Source organism: Viridibacillus soli, assembly GCF_016612995.1.
GTDB classification, from domain to species: Bacteria; Bacillota; Bacilli; order Bacillales_A; family Planococcaceae; genus Viridibacillus; species Viridibacillus soli.
The window spans coordinates 39,259-55,808 of sequence record NZ_JAEOAH010000006.1; the positions used below are offsets into that span (position 1 = coordinate 39,259).

Sequence of the window (16,550 nt, forward strand, 5' to 3'; positions counted from 1 at the left end):
AATTAATAGCCCTCTGAAGCGCTCTTCGACAATCCTCTGCTCCAAACAGCTAAGTAAATTTTATCTTCATAAAAGCATTTCATTTGCGAAAACAGTTTCAAAACAGTATATTAAATTAAGTAAGTGAATACTAACTAACTTTCTATATTTTATTAAGGGAGAGATTTTATTATGGCAGAACGCGTAGTAGTTATTACAGGTGCAGGTAGCGGTATTGGTCGTTCAACAGCTGTTAAATTTGCACGTAAAGGTGACAAAATAGTTGTAGCTGATTTCAATGAAAAAGGCGGCCAAGAAACTGTTGATATGATTAAAGCTGCAAATGGCGAAGCTACTTTCGTAAAAGTAGACGTTTCTAAATTTGATCAAGTAGAAGCAATGGTAGAAAAATCTATTGAGTTATACGGTTCTTTAGATGTTGTTTTTAACAACGCCGGTATTGGTAAAATTATTCCATTTCTAGATTATACAGTAGAAGATTATGAACGCGTCATTGGCGTTAACCAGAATGGTGTATTCTATGGCATGCTAGCAGCTGGTCGTAAAATGCGCGACCTTGGTGTAAAAGGTGTTATTATCAACACAGCTTCGGTATTTGGTTATCTCTCAAATCAATATACATTTGCATACCAAGCATCTAAAGGTGCCGTACGTATGATGTGTCAAACAGGTGCTCTTGAATTAGCTCCATATGGCATTCGCGTTGTAGGTGTTGCCCCTGGAACCGTCGATACCCCGATCGTTCAAGGCTTTAAGGATGCTGGATTAACTGACAAATTAAAAAGTAACCAAATGCGTGGGGATTTAATCCAACCCGAAGCTATTGCCAATGCCGTTTATCTGCTATCATTGGAAGAGGCAGATGTTATTAACGGAAGTGTGGTCATGCTTGATGATGGATACGCATCATTCAAATAAACAAACAAAAGGTGCTATAACAAAGCACAAAATTATAGTAGAAGCGCGTGACCTTTTTTATAGACAAGGTTTTGCTGCAACATCTACTGCTCAAATCGCTAAAAAAGTAGGCGTTTCAGAAGCCGCATTATATAAGCATTTCAAAGGTAAGATGGCACTGTTACTTGCAACAGTCGAGCCTGAACGTCCGCATGATCAAGAGGTAAGCTATTTTTCTACCCTTTCTAATTTAGATTTATTAGGTGCTTGGACTGAACAACTAATCTCAACAGTTTTCCATAACCGTCCACAATATACGATTATTTTCTCGGAGTCTCCAAGACACCCTGAACTATCCGAAAACTATATTCGACATCTTCATCAACTAACAAATGCTGATAAAGAATTGTTAACACGTATGGATAAAGGTCAGCTACCTAAGCTTGATCTTGTTCTCTTTCAAGTAGGAATAATTGGATCTTTTCTCGCAATGCTTACGCATAAACGTATTTACGAACCAACACTTAACCTCCAGGATATTCCTGAAGATATTCGCCATACGCTTATTAGCATTGTAGAAGGAAAACTGTTCCAACAATAAAAAAGAGCTCCTAGCAATTAGCTGGGAGCTCTTTTCGTTTATTCGTTTACATAAAAAGTATCAATTTCTTCAACTTTTGGTTTTCTTACAAAGCTCATAATAGCTGCAATATAGAATAGAATTGCAGTTATTGAGATAACCCCTGAAAAGACACCCGCCAATATAAAGAACGTGCCTGCCATTGTTTGTTTACCATCTTTTTTGATAAACACGATACCTAAAATACCAAATACAGTTGATGCAAGTAACACAATAATGCCAACCCATCCAAATGCATTTAAATAATACGGCATATCATCTACTAAAACATCTAAATCTTCTGCACTTAGAGTTGGGTTATTCTCTAATTCTGTTCTCAACCCATCTTGAAACGTTGTATCCTCTGCAGCAGTTGAGATAAACATCATCATTATAGAAATTAAAATAATTACCAATACGTTAAAAATGGAACCAATAATACCTAAAGCCATTTCCCCAGTTCTCTTCATCTAATCACCTCTTCATTATCATTTCTTCTTACTATACGGATTACCCTTCTATTTAGTTTCATTTTTTTGTAAAAAATAGCCCACTACAAATATAGTGAGCTATTTTGCTAAAAGGACTATTTAATTTTATTAAAAAGATTATGCTTTAATGTCATCATATGCATTTGATTTTTCGAAAGCTGCTACTACATATGAACAAACTGCTTCAATTTTGAAGCCTTTCTCTCTAGCATAGTCAGCTGTACGATCTAGCAACTGTTTTGCTACACCTTGTCCACGTAATTTCTCTGATACAAATGTATGTTCAACAACCATAATATCGCCTAATTTCGTCCAAATAATTTCAGCTAATACTTCATCGTTTTCTTTGTATTCAAATGCTGATTCTTCGTTGCCACGGTTGCTTAATTGAAATTCCATATGACACACATCCTTTTTTTAACTATAGTTTATCATAAATTATTCCATTAGAGTTAATGGTCTTAACTTTGTTTCAATTTTTTCACGATGAGGCTCGAGAAATGGTGGTAATGCTAATTCTTCGCCTAAAGTTTCAAGCGGCTCATCTGATGTGAAACCCGGTTCATCTGTTGCTAGTTCATATAAAATGCCATTTGGTTCACGGAAGTAAATGGAACGGAAATAGAAACGATCCACTTTACCTGAAGTTTGGAAACCTAGTTCACGTAATTTCCCTTCCCATAAATCGTATTCTTCATACGTATTAACACGGAAAGCTACATGGTGTACACTCCCTCTTCCTGGACGTTCTCTCGGAAGGTCTGAACGTTCTTCAATATGCACTTCAGCACCAGGACCACCTTCACCTGTTGTATAAACGGTGATGTCCGGCATATTTGGTACCAAGGATGAATAACTACCCGCTTTTTCAAAGCCCAAAACTTGCGTTAATACTGTCCCAGTGGGTGCTTCCTTATGGACTGTTAATGTCACTGGTCCTAAACCGACAATTGCAAATTCTGCTGGTACATCTGAACCCACCCAAGCTTCTCCATAAGGTACTCCTTTTCCATCATCTACAACTAACATTAAACGTGAACCTTCGAAATCTTGGAAGGTTAACGTTTGTCGACCGAAGCGATCCAAAGTCTCACCATGCTCTACTTCTAATTCGTCAAAGCGCTTAATCCAATATTGTAGCGCCTCCTCTGATTTTATGCGGAAAGAGGTGTTACTAATACTAGATACTCCTGGAGATGTGGGACCTGCCATTGGAATATCAAAATAAGTCATATCAGAACCCGGTGTTCCTACTGCATCAGCGTAAAATAAATGATATGAAGAAGTATTATCTTGGTTAACTGTTTTTTTTACAAGGCGCATGCCTAGAATTTTTGTGAAAAAATGATGATTTTTTTCTGCATTAGCTGTAATTGCTGAAACGTGGTGGATACCTGCTAAATGTAATGACATCGTAAATGCCTCCTATTATATAAAAATCACTTCGAATATATCTCGGATTCAAAATAATTTATTATTTTCATATTATCATCGCTTTCGAATGCAATTGCGCTGCTTTGGCTATTTTAAGTGCTGCTATTCTACCCTCGAAATCTTGATTACTATGCTCGTTAATCGATGATCTATGCTCTTTTTTTCAATAAAAATACCTACTCTGGGTTAGAGTAGGTTCGATTCGTATCATAACAATGCGGCCCTCAGTCATCATAGTTTGTGCTTGAGTCATTACAGCTCGGATGAGTCATAGAAGCTAGAGCTCCAGTCATAACAGTTGCGCCCTCAGTCATCATAGTTTGTGCTTGAGTCATTACAGCTCGGATGAGTCATAGAAGCTAGAGCTCCAGTCATAACAGTTATGCTCTCAGTCATCATAGATTGCGGTTGAGTCATTACAGCTCGGCTGAGTCATAGAAGCTCGGGCACCAGTCATAACAGATATGCTCTCAGTCATCCTAGTTTGCGCTTGAGTCAGTACAGCTCGCCTGAGTCTTAGAGCTGGAGCTCCAGTCCTAACAGTTACACTCTCAGTCATCATAGATTGCGGTTGAGTCATTACAGCTCGGCTGAGTCATAGAAGCTCGGGCACCAGTCATAACAGATATGCTCTCAGTCATCATAGTTTGCGCTTGAGTCATTACAGCTCGGATGAGTCATAGAAGCTGGAGCTCCAGTCATAACAGTTACACTCTCAGTCATCATAGTTTGCGCTTGAGTCATTACAGCTCGCCTGAGTCATAAAAGCTAGAGCTCCAGTCATAACAGTTATGCTCTCAGTCATCATAGATTGCGCTTGAGTCATTACAGCTCGCCTGAGTCATAGAAGCTAGGGCCCCAGTCATAACAACTAAACGGGCCGCTTCAGCATCTAGTTGAAAATACTTCCAATTCCATCCGCTATTTTTTGGAAGAAGTTTTTTACGCTTGCCCAGAAGCCTGTGTCGCTTTTGATGTCTTCTGAGATACTTCCTAGTTTATCTTTCAGTGAGCTGCTTAAGTCTTCTAGTTGATTTCCCCATTTGCTGAAGTCGATATCTAATTTGCTGATTTTATTCATCAAATCGATTAACAGTTGGCGGTCTTTATCGCTTAAGTTAATTTCTAATTTGCTTAGTTGTTCGTTAACAATTTTTTCAACGTCTTCTTTTGTTGCAGGTTTTTGTTCAGCAATTTGCTTTTTAATTTCAGTTAATAGTTGGCTAACTTTTTCATCGTCAACGCCTGCTTTTTGTGCTAAGTCTGTTGCGACTGATAGTTCTTCATTCGCTACGTCAGTACGTTCTGTATCTAATTTTTCACCTGTTGTCACTTCATATGCTTTGTAAATTCCTACAAGTGCTGAGTGACCTGTTACCGCTTTAGGAGCTGCTACTTCTACTACAGCATCCTCAATACCTGCTGTCAACATGGCATTTGAATACATATCTGAAGTTACTTGTGTAATATTTTGTGGTGTCACGATTTTAATGACTAAACCAGCTCCGGCATCTTTACGCGTAATTTTTGCTGAAGAATACATACGAGCACGTGAATCGCCATCTGAAATATACTTTATCAAATCGGCACCGGTTACTGTAATTTCTTCTACTTCTGCTTCGCCTGCAACATCTAAATCTTTCTTCACTATGTCTTTTTCAGCAGCAGATAGGTTACCTCCATAAACGACGATTGGGACACCTAATTTTTCATTAATCTCTTTTGTTGTTGATGTATCATTAGTACTTGCAAAACTAATCGAAGGTGTCACAACAGAAGTTGCTATACACATGGCCGCTAAAACGGCTAGAAATTTCTTTTTCATCCCTATTTTTCCTCCTTAATTTACATGTCTTTCATATACGCAATAAGAGTAAACTCTTTCAATGATTGTGATGAGTGCGAGTAATCCAAACAATAGTGATCCCCAAGCCCAATCAAGGAATGGTGCTATACTAGCCATGCCTATCATAAAGACCATGAAAACGATGTTCCCTATACTATTAACCGGTTGCTCATTGAAAAATAATCCCACAAAGGATTTTTCCTTTGTAGCATAGCATTTACTACAAAACGGTTCGAGTTTCAATAAACCACCTGATGTAACTAAATCATCGTTCTTTTTAATCTGCTGATGACAATTGCCACATACTATTGTTTTACTCATTTTCTCACCTCTATGTACTATTACGAAAAAAGGAGCAAAAAGTTTCTGAAAGTGTTGTAACTTTCTACTTTTGCCCCGTTAATGCTATTCTTTAATTTCTGTCCAACCGTCTGTTTGTGTAATTCTTCCAGCCTTCATCAATGTCCCTAAAGCACGCTTAAATGCAGCTTTACTCATATGGAACATCTCTTTAATTTCTTCTGGTGACGATTTATCACTGAAAGGCATCTTGCCGCCAATTTCTTGTAAGTAAGTAGCAATTTTCTCAGCATCATCCGATAGACGTTCATATTTTCGCGGTAACATAGAGGCGTTAATCGTACCGTCTTCTTTCACTTCAATAACACGTACTGAAATGTCTGCACCTAGACGTGGTTCTGCAACGCGTTCTGATTCGTGTACGAAAATACGATACGGGGCATCTACGCCAATTAGGAATGTCCCAACTGGTAATAAACGATATGGACGAGCGATGATATTTTGGTTAAAAAGTTCTGGTTCTGCATCTTCATACATTTCCAATACTTTTTCCTCTGTAGCAAGGCGTCCGAATAACCCACCGTCACGGTCTGTACGTAATGTGATGAATAAATGATTACCTGGCTCTGGCCATAGTGGTTTAAGCTTCGGTAAATCTTCTGCTGGAACTAGTACTTCTCTTGATGTTCCGATATCAACATAAGCACCATCACGGTCTTTTACATGCAATACGCGTGCCCAACCGTAGTCGTCTTTATTGATATGAGGAATAGCTGTAGTAGCGGAAAGATTTCCTCTACGGTCAGCATATAAAAATACCTCAATTTTGCTGTTCACTTCTAAAAGCTCCGTTACTTCCGAACTATTAAGTGGAACATCAACATGATCATTAGTAAGAATATACTTGGATTCCTGTTTTTCTTTCACGAATAATTTAACGATATCGCCTGATTGTAATTCTGCCATACTTCTAGCTCCCTTCATATGACGTATCATTCACTTTGTTGAGCTTTTAACTCTTCAAGTTTATGAATAAATGTAGGATTTTCTTCCATTACTTGTATTAGATCTGCAATGCGGTCTATGGAGTTCCAGCTCAGATGATGCTCGATTCCTTCTACGTCATTGTAAATTCGTTCTTCGTCTACACCAATAAGTCTTAAAAACTGTTCTAGTAAATCATGTCGTTCTACTAAACGCTTGCCTAGCTTGGAGCCTTTAGTTGTCAACATAAGGCCTCTATAACGTTCGTACACTAAGTAACCATCTTTATCTAGTTTCTGAACCATTTTGGTAACAGAGGAAGGAAGAACTGACAACGCTTCAGCGATATCCGATACGCGTGCATAGCCCTTTTGATCAATTAATAAATAAATTTGTTCGATGTGGTCTTCCATACTCGGTGTCGGCATCTCATGTCCCTCTCTTTCCATATCCTACTGTATAGTTTACTACACGCACTCATAAAACGTAACCTAAAACAGTAAATGAGCACTCTCATTACTGAAGATTGCCCATTAATGGACTGGTTTTTGACCAACAATATGAATCGCACGTATGATATGTTTATTAATTAGCGCAATGCTATCTGGTTTTTTTAAAATAGCGTACGCTTTTTCACGATCTTCTTTTGTTGTCACAAAATGATTATCTAAATGATTTAACGTAATTGCATTAATATCTAATTCACATTTTCGGCAGCGACAAAATGTTGGATAGTCTGGACCATGAAGACTAAATGCCACTAGTCCACGCACGATTTCCTCGGTTACATTTAGCAATTTTGCTTCTTCTGTAACTGTCGAGGGTTTCATTTTTTCCGTCATATTATCTCTCCTTCAAGTACTTAGAGCAGTTCCTTTATGTTTAATTTCTTCACAATGGGGGATAGTTTATACATATCGACAGAAAGGGTGTTCCTGATGGGAAAACTGCTATGGTGGATTATCTGTATTCTAATCGCTTTTTGGCTGCTAGGCTTACTTTTTAAAATTGGTGGCGGCCTTATCCACATTATTTTAGTTATTGCAGGTATTGTGTTCTTCGTTCAACTGATGACTAGAAAAAGGTCATTATAACATTTGGATGCCAATGCGCACATGCATTGGCATCCTTATTTTTTATTGTGTTTTTGCGTATATGCAAGTATCTCTTAATGCCTTACCATCGGCTGACAGTGAATCATTTCTAAAAATACCTTCTAGCTCATACTGTGCACGTTCTGCAACAGCTCTGCTACGAATATTATCGCTATCACAACGAATTTCTATACGTGCTGCATGTAATTCCTCAAAGGCAAATTGCGAAATTCGCTCAACCGCTTCCGTCATATAGCCTTTACCTTCATGACGCACATCCAGCCAATAGCCAATTTCAAACTTTGGAATAGCCCAATCGATTCTGTGTAAACCAGAGCTTCCAATAAATTCGCCTGTTTCTTTTAAAAACATATGCAATCTCAAATCTTTTCTTGCCATGAAATCAGCAATGGCTTGACGAATATTTTCTCTTGTTTCCTCAGATTTAGGCAATGTTTGTGCCCATGGCATATATGGTTTTAACGAATCCGCTGATTGCATAATCGCGTCCCAGACAGCTTCCGCATCTTCCATATGTGGCATACGAATAATCAATCTTTCAGAATCAAACGTATTAGCGAATTCCCAATTTTTCACGAAACGTACTTCCTCTTTTACTTTTTCGTCGTCCCAACTAACTGGCGTTGTTTTGCCTTCTAAAAAGTCTTCGCGCGTGATACCATATGTGACCGCATCATAGTACGCATACTCTTTTGGTACGAACCAAGCTTGTCTTAAATGTGCCTCTTTTAAGAATCCAGCACGTTCAAATGTTTTTCGCATTGGGAAATTATCTTGTCTTGTATGCCCTTCAAGACGAATCTTCTTTTCAGGCATACGGAAGACATAATCTGATACAAGCTTTAATGCAACTGTACCATGTCCTAACCCACGCCATTTTTCCGCGATCCTTAAGTCGAAAAGGGGTATTTCATCGTGTAGATCATAGATTTTCACCATACCTACCTTTTCGCCTTCATCGCTCTCTAACCAGAACGTCTTCACTTCATCCGATTCATATCCACCTTCATCAATCGCTTTTTCAATTAGTTCACGACCTGGATGTGAATTGACATGATATGGCCAAGCATTCCTCGTCATAAAATGAATTAACTGTTCCTGTTCTTCCATTGTCCACTCTATTAGTTTCACAATACTCGACCTCCGATTACGCAATACAATTATTTTTGTACGCGCATTAAACGTAACGAATTTAATACTACTAATAAGGTTGCACCCATATCTGCAAAAATGGCAATCCATAATGTCAGCCATCCTGGGATGATCAGCAATAACGCTATCATTTTTAACCCTAATGCAAACATAATGTTTTCTTTAACAATTCGCAACGTTTTTCGACTAAGTCTTATCGTATAAGGCAATTTTTCTAGGTCATCCGCCATTAATGCTACATCTGCTGTCTCTAAAGCGGTATCTGTACCGGCTCCACCCATAGCAATACCGACTGTAGCTGTAGCTAAAGCAGGTGCGTCATTAATACCGTCTCCAATCATAGCAACAGAACCATACTGTGATTGCAACTCTTTCATTGCTTGTAATTTGTCTTCAGGTAATAATCCTGCGCGAATATCCGTTAACTGGAGTTCCTGCGCAATAGCTCTTGCTGTCGGCTCCGCATCACCTGTTAACATAACCGTATGTTTAACGCCATTAGCACCTAACTCTTGGATTACACTAGCACTATTACTACGAACTTTATCTGCAATTGCGATACAACCAAGGAAAGTTCCCCCAGACATTGCAGCGATAACAGATTTCCCTTCATTCTGTAGATGGTTAATAGTAGCTTGCATAGCTTCAGGAACGCTTACTGTTTCTTGAATCCATTGTAAACTACCTACTGCGATGTGGGCTCCTTCAACTTCTGCATAAGCCCCTTTACCTGTTACCGATTGGAATTGTTCAGCAATAGCTAGTTGCACTGTTTGTTCTTTTGCATATTGTAAAATTGCTCGAGCTAGAGGGTGCTGAGATGATTGCTCCACTGCAGCTACTAAACGAATCACTGTCTCTTCTGTTACACCATCCGCTACTAATACATCTGTCACTTCTGGAATCCCGTTCGTTAATGTACCTGTTTTATCAAACGCAATTGCTTTTATACGACCAAGCTGTTCAAGATGGACTCCACCTTTTATCAGTACACCTTGTCTTGCTGCGTTCCCAATTGCTGTGACGATGGCAACTGGTGTTGAAATGACAAGTGCACATGGGCAACCTACTACTAAAACTGCCAACCCTTGGTAAATCCAGTGATTCCAGTCTCCCAAAAATAATGGCGGTACAACCGCAACTACTATTGCAATTAAAATAATCGCTGGTGTGTAATACTTTGCAAATCGATCAACAAATTTTTGAGATGGTGCTTTTTCTGCCTGTGCCTCTTCTACTAAATGAACAATTTTCGCAATTGTTGTATCCTTTACATGTTTTGTTACAATGATTTCTAGGGCGCCTTCTTCATTTAATGTGCCTGCAAATACTTCATCGCCCATTTCCTTTTTCACTGGAATTGATTCACCTGTAATGGGTGCTTGATTAACAGTTGAAATGCCACTTTGCACTTCACCGTCCATGGCGATTTTTTGACCAGGCTTAACGATTAATATATCACCAATTTGAATATCCTCTGTTGCAAGTTCTAATAATTGATTGCCTCTACGTACTGTTGCAGTTGCAGGTGCAATATCCATTAAACTTCTAATCGACTGTCTCGCTTTATTCATCGAATACGCTTCTAATGCTTCGCTCACTGCAAATAGAAAGACAACAACCGCTCCTTCTTTCCACTCACCTATAATAGCCGCCCCAATAATTGCAATGGTCATTAACGTTTTCATATCAAATTCAAAACGAACTACGTTTTTAAACCCTGCTTTGAATATATCATAGCCGCCAATCACAATTGCCGCTAGAAACAGCCCAATTGTCAGTAGATGTTCATCACCTTTAAATGATGCAACTATATAACCTGCTAAAACAAATATTAATGAAATACCTGCTAAAACATTTTCCTTCTTTTTATAAAAAGGTGTATGTTCCTCTCGTGTTCTATCATCAGCACGTTTTACTTTTATGCCATCAAAAGCACCTGCTTCTTCCAGCTGTTCAAGTGATGCTTCACCGACAACTGTGAGCTTTGCTGCGCCAAAATTCAACTGTACACCGTCCACAGTCGGGATGTCTTGAATATTCTTTTCAAATTTACGAGCACAATTTGCACAAGATAGATTTTGTAATCGATATTCCTGTTGTTCAGTTTTCTTCAATGCAGTCCCCTTCTTTCGAATGTTCATAAGCAATTTTAACGAGCTGTTCAACATGATCATCTGCTAGTTCATAATAAATTAGTTTTCCTTTACGATGTGACTTCGCTAAAGCGTTATCACGTAAATAACGTAAATGATGCGAAGCTGTAGCGGACGACGAGCCAATAATAGCCGCTACATCACAAACACATAATGATTTTTCAATCGTTAATGCATATAAAATCTTCAAGCGTGTTTCATCTGAAAATGCTTTAAAAAATTGCGCTAACTTTTGTAGCTCAGGCAATTGACTCTGTACCCTTTCTACAGCTTCCTCATGTACTTTCGTTACTTCACATATATCTTTCGCCATCATATACCTCCTCATTCAAATATCGGTTTGATTGTTAATGCTAGTATACATTTTTTACATATTTTATTCAAATGATTGTTTGAATGTTCACTAAAATTTTAAATTTTCTCCTGCGTTGTTTATTATCTGAATATTCATTACAATTATTAAAAACCACATAAGGAGCGATCAATTATGAATACAGGCCGATGGAATGCGATAACAGACGTCCCAAATGTACAAGTGGGGCATGTAACATTACATAAAAAAGTAAATGAAGAAGACACAATTTGCACTGGTGTCACAGCTATTCTGCCTCATAACCAAAATCCGTTCGAGCAAAAGGTACCCGCTGCAAGCTTTGTATTGAACGGCTTTGGTAAAACAGTTGGTCTTATTCAAATAGAAGAATTAGGCTTATTAGAATCTCCAATCATGTTGACTAACACATTTAGCGTTGCCGCAGTTTTAGAAGGAACATTACAATATATGTTAAAAGAAAATCCGTCTATCGGGGACTCTACCAGTTCACTTAATATTGTTGTTGGGGAATGCAATGATAGCCACTTAAACAGTATGCGCTTATTGGCAGTTAGACCAGAGCATGCACAAAATGCGATACAAAATGCCAAGAATGGTCCTGTTCATCAAGGTTCAGTAGGTGCTGGTAAAGGTATGATTTGCTACGGCGTTAAAGGAGGAATCGGCTCCTCTTCAAGAATTGTTGAAAACGACGATCATCCTTATACGGTTGGTGTATTATCTTTGACGAACTTCGGGAATGCACATGAATGCAAATTTGCAAATTGGCAGCAACAACAACTCGATAAGCCAGACGGTTCAGTCATTATCGTAGTCGCTACAAATGCACCTGTAAATGAACGTCAGCTTAAGCGCCTTGCTAAACGTGCCGCCATTGGTTTAGGAAGAACAGGTACTCACATCCATAATGGAAGTGGTGATATAATTATTGCCTTTTCTAATGCATATACAATTCCTCACACATTAGATTCCTTAGTTACAGAGCAAAAGACACTGCGCGATGATACAGACGTTATGAATAACCTCTTCCAAGCAGTTATTGAAGCAACAGAAGAATCCATTTATCAATCTTTACTACATGCAGAAACGACAGTCGGACGGCAAGGGCGTATTATTAACAAGGGACAATTCTAAGACGTAAAAAAAGAAGCTTGGCATTTAAGCCTAAGCTTCTTTTCGTATTAAGCGAATATTTGCCAACCGAGCGTTACTAAAATAATACCTGCAAATAGCGTGAGTAACGGATACAGTAGCACTGCACGGAAGTCACGTTCCTCTATCAATTTCACAACATCAAAAGCAAATGTGGAGAATGTTGTGAATGCACCTAAAAATCCAATTGTGAAAAACGCCGATAATGACGTATTCTCTACACCTAAATGTAAAGCCATCCCCATCAATAATGAACCAATACTATTCACAAGAAATGTGGCAATAAAGTATGGTTGGTCCTTACGCTTCATCCACATCACCACACCGTAACGGGTCATAGCACCAAGGCCACCACCTGCAGCAATTAACAACCAAGTCATGAGCGTTCACCTATTTTTGCTTTCGGCACTGTACATAAATAACCGAAAGAAGCTAAAGCGACACAAACGACTGTCATCATTACTGCATATAAGATAGCCATCAATACATTTGTCTGCATAAGTGCAAACCAGCTAGCTGAAAAAGTGGAGAAAGTCGTAAATGCTCCTAACAAACCTGTTGTTAACAAGAGTCGCCACGAATTAGCGGTTTTATAACGAGCGAATAGCCCGTTTAATACACCTAATGCCGCACTCCCTGCACCATTGACAACCCATAACATCCATTCAGTCGGCACTGTCATAATCACACCATAACGAAGCAAAGCACCCATTATACCGCCAATACCGACGATTATTATTTCTATCATTTACAAAAACACCTTCTGTATTATTGCGCCTTTAATAGTAACTTCTTACCATTTGGCACATCACCTGTAATAATGGTTTCATGATACGTCCCGTTCGCCCAATCGTCAACTTGGTCGTGATACCACTTGGACTTCATATGACCACTTTGCCCTGGTCCAACTATATGATAACCTTTTGATAAATCGCTTAAATCTGCAACAAAGCGCCATGATGCACCGTGGTCTACATTACCATCTTTATCGGAAGCTGCTGCTTGTACTGTAAATTTAGAGCCACCAATAGGTACTGGCTTTGGATTTAGCAATTTCGCCAAAATTGGCGAAGCTGCGGATAGTGGATGGTCAAATGTTAATTGATGATGGTCTCCCCATTGCCACTTCTCAGCGTTTTTTCCGTATTCACCTTTAATATCTTTAATTGTCTTTTTAAAGGAATTGTACAAGAGTTGGTCAATCCCACCTGCTTTTGTCACCCATGGACTTTGCTTTCCTGCAAAGGCTCGACGCATTATTTCATCCGTAATATTGTATTTACCTGGCATCATTTCATAGACATCTTTAGGTAGGGAATCTTCAAACAGTGCCTTCTGAATATTTATCATCCACAAGTTGAAAACTAGTGGGGCACCCGATTCTTTAGAGTCGACTTGATCCCAATCCTCCATCATTTTCACGATATCGCTATAATCCTTTTCGCTATCTAATGTTTTTACCGAGCCTAGCATATCTTTCAAAAACTCGTCTGCATATAAATCCTTCTGATCCATTTGTAAGTTTTGCATATCTTCTACTGTCAGCTTATTCTTGCTTTTTAGCACTTCGTAAATCCGTTCATAGCGATACGACTGCGCCCAAAAGTCCGTAATATGATATGGATATTCTTTACCAATTACTTCATTATTAGCTGTCGCAATAAAACCTTCATCAGGGTTCACGACTTTTGGTAATTTGTCGTAATCAATATAACCTTTCCAGTCATAATCCGCTGAATCCCCGGGCACTGGTAGCTGTCCATCACCCTTTTTACGAATTGGAATACGACCATTTGCTTTATAGGCAATTGTGCCATCTTCTGCGGCAAAAACGAAATTTTGTGCTGGTGAATGGAAATCTTCTAAAGCTGTTTCAAACTGCTCCCAATTTTCTGCACGGTTCATATTGAGAATCGCCTGTAATTCCAATGTTGGTTCTAGAGCTGTCCATTGTAGAGAGAAAACAGCTGTCGACTTTTCCTTTTTAAATGCTAAATCTGAAATAATCGGGCCATGTCTCGTTTCTACTACTTCAAATTCTACTGTTTTGGCACCTTTAATTTTAATAGGTTCATCGCGTACTATAGCCTTCTCCCATTTACCTTCATATTTAAATTCAGTTGCATTATTTGGGTTTGGTGTTTCGATGTATAAATCTTGTACATCCGGTCCGACATTCGTCACACCCCATGCCACTTTCTCGTTATGACCTAAAATAATGCCAGGTACTCCCGCGAAAATAACTCCGCTCACATTTTGAGTTGGAGATTCCAAATGCATTTGGTACCAGACAGATGGCGTGCTCAGACCTAAATGCGGGTCATCCGCTAGTAAAGGCTTACCTGATGCAGTTTTACTGCCTGATACAACCCAGTTATTACTACCATTAAATTCATGTGGAAGGAGCGATGCATCGAACTGCCCCGCAACCTCTACAGGATTTTCTTTATTTGCTGCAATAATTGACTTCGCCTTTTCCGGATAAGTTATAAATAATTCCTTCGCTTCTGCCTCTGGCAAATTATTTAAGGCCCAATGTCTAAATGCTAGCATATCCCAGTGACCGCCTAAATCATAAGCCATGTATTTACCAATCGTTAGAGAATCAATTGCCGTCCAAGGCTCCGGTTCATAGCCAAGCAATCGAAATTCATACGATAAAGTACCTTCTTCCTTTGCTTGTTCCATAAAAGCATTTACACCTTCTGCATACCAGTCCAGTACTTGCTTCGCCTCTTTTGAATAGCCCGCTTCAGACTTTTCGGCTGCGGAACGTAAACTAAACGTACGGAAAAATTTATCCGTCTTTACTGCGGCCTCACCAACAACTTCCGCTAGTCTTCCACTTGCTTGACGCCTCGCTAAATCCATTTGGAATAAACGATCCTGAGCTTGTACAAAACCTTGTGCTCTATATAGATCTGCGTCTGTCTCAGCCGTGACATGAGGTACCCCTTTGTCATCTCGGACGACCTTTACATTTTCATCTAACACCGCAACGTTCATTTCTCCATCTATTTGCGGCTTTGATTTACCAATATAAACGTTGACAAAAATAAGTGCTGCACATGCAATGAGCACTAAAATTCCTACGATCCAGCTAAGCCATTTCCATATTCGGCCACGCTTTTTATCTTTGACCATCATATCGCCCCCCTTACTTCTACTATATTCGGTTACCGAAAGGTTTTTCCCTTTTTAACAAAATAAAAAACCACGCTTTTTCGACAAAAAGCGTGGTTTCTTCATATTGAGTATATTATTTCAAGTTCAATACTACTGGGCAATGATCGCTTCCAAGTATACTTGTATGTATTTCTGCATCTTTAATTTGCTCCTGCAAACTGTCTGATACGATGAAATAATCGATACGCCAACCAATATTACGTTCTCTCACTTTATTCATATAAGACCACCATGTATAGGTATCTGTTTGGGTTGGGTATAAATACCGGAAGGAATCAGTAAATCCTGAGCCTAGCAATGTCGTCATGCGACCACGCTCTTCATCTGTAAAGCCGGAGTTACCCATATTCGCTTTCGCATTTTTAATATCCATTTCTGCATGCGCAACATTCAAATCACCACAATAAACGATAGGTTTTACTTGGTCTAAGGATATTAAGTAGTCGCGTAATTTATCTTCCCATTCAATACGATAATCAAGGCGTGTTAAATCACGTTTTGAATTTGGTGTGTAAACATTTACTAAATAGAAATTTTCATATTCTAATGTAATAATACGACCTTCATCTTGTGATGCTTGATCACCAACACCATATTTTACAGATAGCGGTGTATGCTTTGTGAAGATGGCTGTACCTGAGTAGCCTTTACGCTCTGCATAATTCCAATATTGTTCATAACCTGGCAAGTCTAACTCAACTTGCCCATCTTGACATTTTGATTCTTGGATGCTAAAAAAGTCTGCATCCATATCATTGAAATAATCTAAAAAACCCTTTTTCAAGCATGCTCGAATACCGTTAACATTCCATGATATGAATTTCATAATGCATTCCCCTTTGAATGTAAATACGCCTTCCGTATGGTAATACGAAAGGCGTGAT

At 38.8% G+C, this 16,550-nt stretch carries 19 protein-coding genes; 4 read left to right on the forward strand and 15 right to left on the reverse strand.

The features are described from left to right. The first annotated feature begins 171 nt into the window (after positions 1-171). Together JFL43_RS06675 and JFL43_RS06680 are read left to right on the forward strand one after the other, a co-directional pair. The gene (locus JFL43_RS06675; RefSeq protein WP_200748389.1) at positions 172-918 is read left to right on the forward strand and encodes an SDR family NAD(P)-dependent oxidoreductase; all 747 of its coding nucleotides are present in this window, start codon (positions 172-174) and stop codon (positions 916-918) included. Further along, a complete protein-coding gene (locus tag JFL43_RS06680) occupies positions 893-1,498 on the forward strand; it encodes a TetR/AcrR family transcriptional regulator (protein WP_200748390.1) in 606 nt (201 codons plus the stop codon). The genes JFL43_RS06675 and JFL43_RS06680 overlap by 26 nt, the downstream gene beginning before the upstream one ends. Before the next feature lie 38 nt (positions 1,499-1,536). Here JFL43_RS06680 and JFL43_RS06685 read toward each other — a convergent pair whose 3' ends face one another. From JFL43_RS06685 to JFL43_RS06720, 8 genes are all read right to left on the reverse strand, one after another. Then, positions 1,537-1,986, reverse strand: a complete 450-nt coding sequence (locus JFL43_RS06685) for a DUF4064 domain-containing protein (protein ID WP_200748391.1) — start codon at positions 1,984-1,986, stop codon at positions 1,537-1,539. Between the two features lie 138 nt (positions 1,987-2,124). After that, positions 2,125-2,406, reverse strand: a complete 282-nt coding sequence (locus tag JFL43_RS06690) for a GNAT family N-acetyltransferase (RefSeq protein WP_200748392.1) — start codon at positions 2,404-2,406, stop codon at positions 2,125-2,127. A 39-nt stretch (positions 2,407-2,445) separates the two neighbouring features. Then, positions 2,446-3,420, reverse strand: a complete 975-nt coding sequence (locus JFL43_RS06695) for a ring-cleaving dioxygenase (protein WP_200748393.1) — start codon at positions 3,418-3,420, stop codon at positions 2,446-2,448. Between the two features lie 913 nt (positions 3,421-4,333). Further along, positions 4,334-5,266: a DUF1002 domain-containing protein gene (locus JFL43_RS06700; protein ID WP_200748394.1), complete on the reverse strand. Its 933-nt coding sequence runs from the start codon at positions 5,264-5,266 to the stop codon at positions 4,334-4,336. A 15-nt stretch (positions 5,267-5,281) separates the two neighbouring features. Next, entirely contained in the window at positions 5,282-5,608 is a 327-nt protein-coding gene (locus JFL43_RS06705; RefSeq protein WP_200748395.1) for a hypothetical protein, read from the reverse strand. An 84-nt stretch (positions 5,609-5,692) separates the two neighbouring features. Further along, the gene (locus JFL43_RS06710) at positions 5,693-6,553 is read right to left on the reverse strand and encodes a CvfB family protein (RefSeq protein WP_200748396.1); all 861 of its coding nucleotides are present in this window, start codon (positions 6,551-6,553) and stop codon (positions 5,693-5,695) included. A 26-nt stretch (positions 6,554-6,579) separates the two neighbouring features. After that, positions 6,580-6,999, reverse strand: a complete 420-nt coding sequence (gene mntR / locus JFL43_RS06715; protein ID WP_100795666.1) for a transcriptional regulator MntR — start codon at positions 6,997-6,999, stop codon at positions 6,580-6,582. A gap of 105 nt (positions 7,000-7,104) precedes the next feature. Further along, positions 7,105-7,413 (reverse strand): late competence development ComFB family protein, encoded by a 309-nt coding sequence (locus JFL43_RS06720; protein WP_234447636.1) that lies wholly within the window; start codon positions 7,411-7,413, stop codon positions 7,105-7,107. Positions 7,414-7,509: 96 nt separating this feature from the next. Between JFL43_RS06720 and JFL43_RS06725 the strand changes: the two genes are divergently transcribed. Continuing rightward, on the forward strand, positions 7,510-7,665 hold the full coding sequence (locus JFL43_RS06725; protein ID WP_198517855.1) for a lmo0937 family membrane protein: 156 nt from the start codon (positions 7,510-7,512) through the stop codon (positions 7,663-7,665). 42 nt (positions 7,666-7,707) lie between these two features. Here the strand turns inward: JFL43_RS06725 and JFL43_RS06730 are convergent, their stop codons facing one another. From JFL43_RS06730 to JFL43_RS06740, 3 genes are read right to left on the reverse strand one after another with little or no spacing between them, the layout of a single operon-like run. Beyond that, positions 7,708-8,817: a GNAT family N-acetyltransferase gene (locus JFL43_RS06730; protein WP_100795665.1), complete on the reverse strand. Its 1,110-nt coding sequence runs from the start codon at positions 8,815-8,817 to the stop codon at positions 7,708-7,710. 29 nt (positions 8,818-8,846) lie between these two features. Beyond that, on the reverse strand, positions 8,847-10,982 hold the full coding sequence (locus JFL43_RS06735; RefSeq protein ID WP_234447652.1) for a heavy metal translocating P-type ATPase: 2,136 nt from the start codon (positions 10,980-10,982) through the stop codon (positions 8,847-8,849). Beyond that, positions 10,942-11,307 (reverse strand): ArsR/SmtB family transcription factor, encoded by a 366-nt coding sequence (locus JFL43_RS06740; protein WP_100795663.1) that lies wholly within the window; start codon positions 11,305-11,307, stop codon positions 10,942-10,944. The genes JFL43_RS06735 and JFL43_RS06740 overlap by 41 nt, the downstream gene beginning before the upstream one ends. Before the next feature lie 174 nt (positions 11,308-11,481). Here JFL43_RS06740 and JFL43_RS06745 point away from each other — a divergent pair, with 174 nt between their 5' ends. After that, complete coding sequence (locus tag JFL43_RS06745; RefSeq protein ID WP_200748398.1) at positions 11,482-12,462, forward strand: P1 family peptidase; 981 nt, start codon at positions 11,482-11,484, stop codon at positions 12,460-12,462. 47 nt (positions 12,463-12,509) lie between these two features. On the opposite strand, the gene crcB is transcribed toward JFL43_RS06745, so the two are convergent. From crcB to JFL43_RS06765, 4 genes are all read right to left on the reverse strand, one after another. Continuing rightward, a complete protein-coding gene (gene crcB, locus JFL43_RS06750; protein ID WP_200748399.1) occupies positions 12,510-12,860 on the reverse strand; it encodes a fluoride efflux transporter CrcB in 351 nt (116 codons plus the stop codon). Continuing rightward, positions 12,857-13,228, reverse strand: coding sequence for a fluoride efflux transporter FluC (locus tag JFL43_RS06755; RefSeq protein WP_200748400.1), 372 nt, complete (start codon positions 13,226-13,228; stop codon positions 12,857-12,859). Before JFL43_RS06755 ends, crcB begins: the two co-directional genes overlap by 4 nt. A 20-nt stretch (positions 13,229-13,248) precedes the next feature. Next, positions 13,249-15,624: a penicillin acylase family protein gene (locus tag JFL43_RS06760; RefSeq protein WP_200748550.1), complete on the reverse strand. Its 2,376-nt coding sequence runs from the start codon at positions 15,622-15,624 to the stop codon at positions 13,249-13,251. Positions 15,625-15,739: 115 nt separating this feature from the next. Beyond that, positions 15,740-16,492, reverse strand: a complete 753-nt coding sequence (locus JFL43_RS06765; protein ID WP_200748401.1) for an exodeoxyribonuclease III — start codon at positions 16,490-16,492, stop codon at positions 15,740-15,742. Between the last annotated feature and the right edge of the window lie 58 nt (positions 16,493-16,550).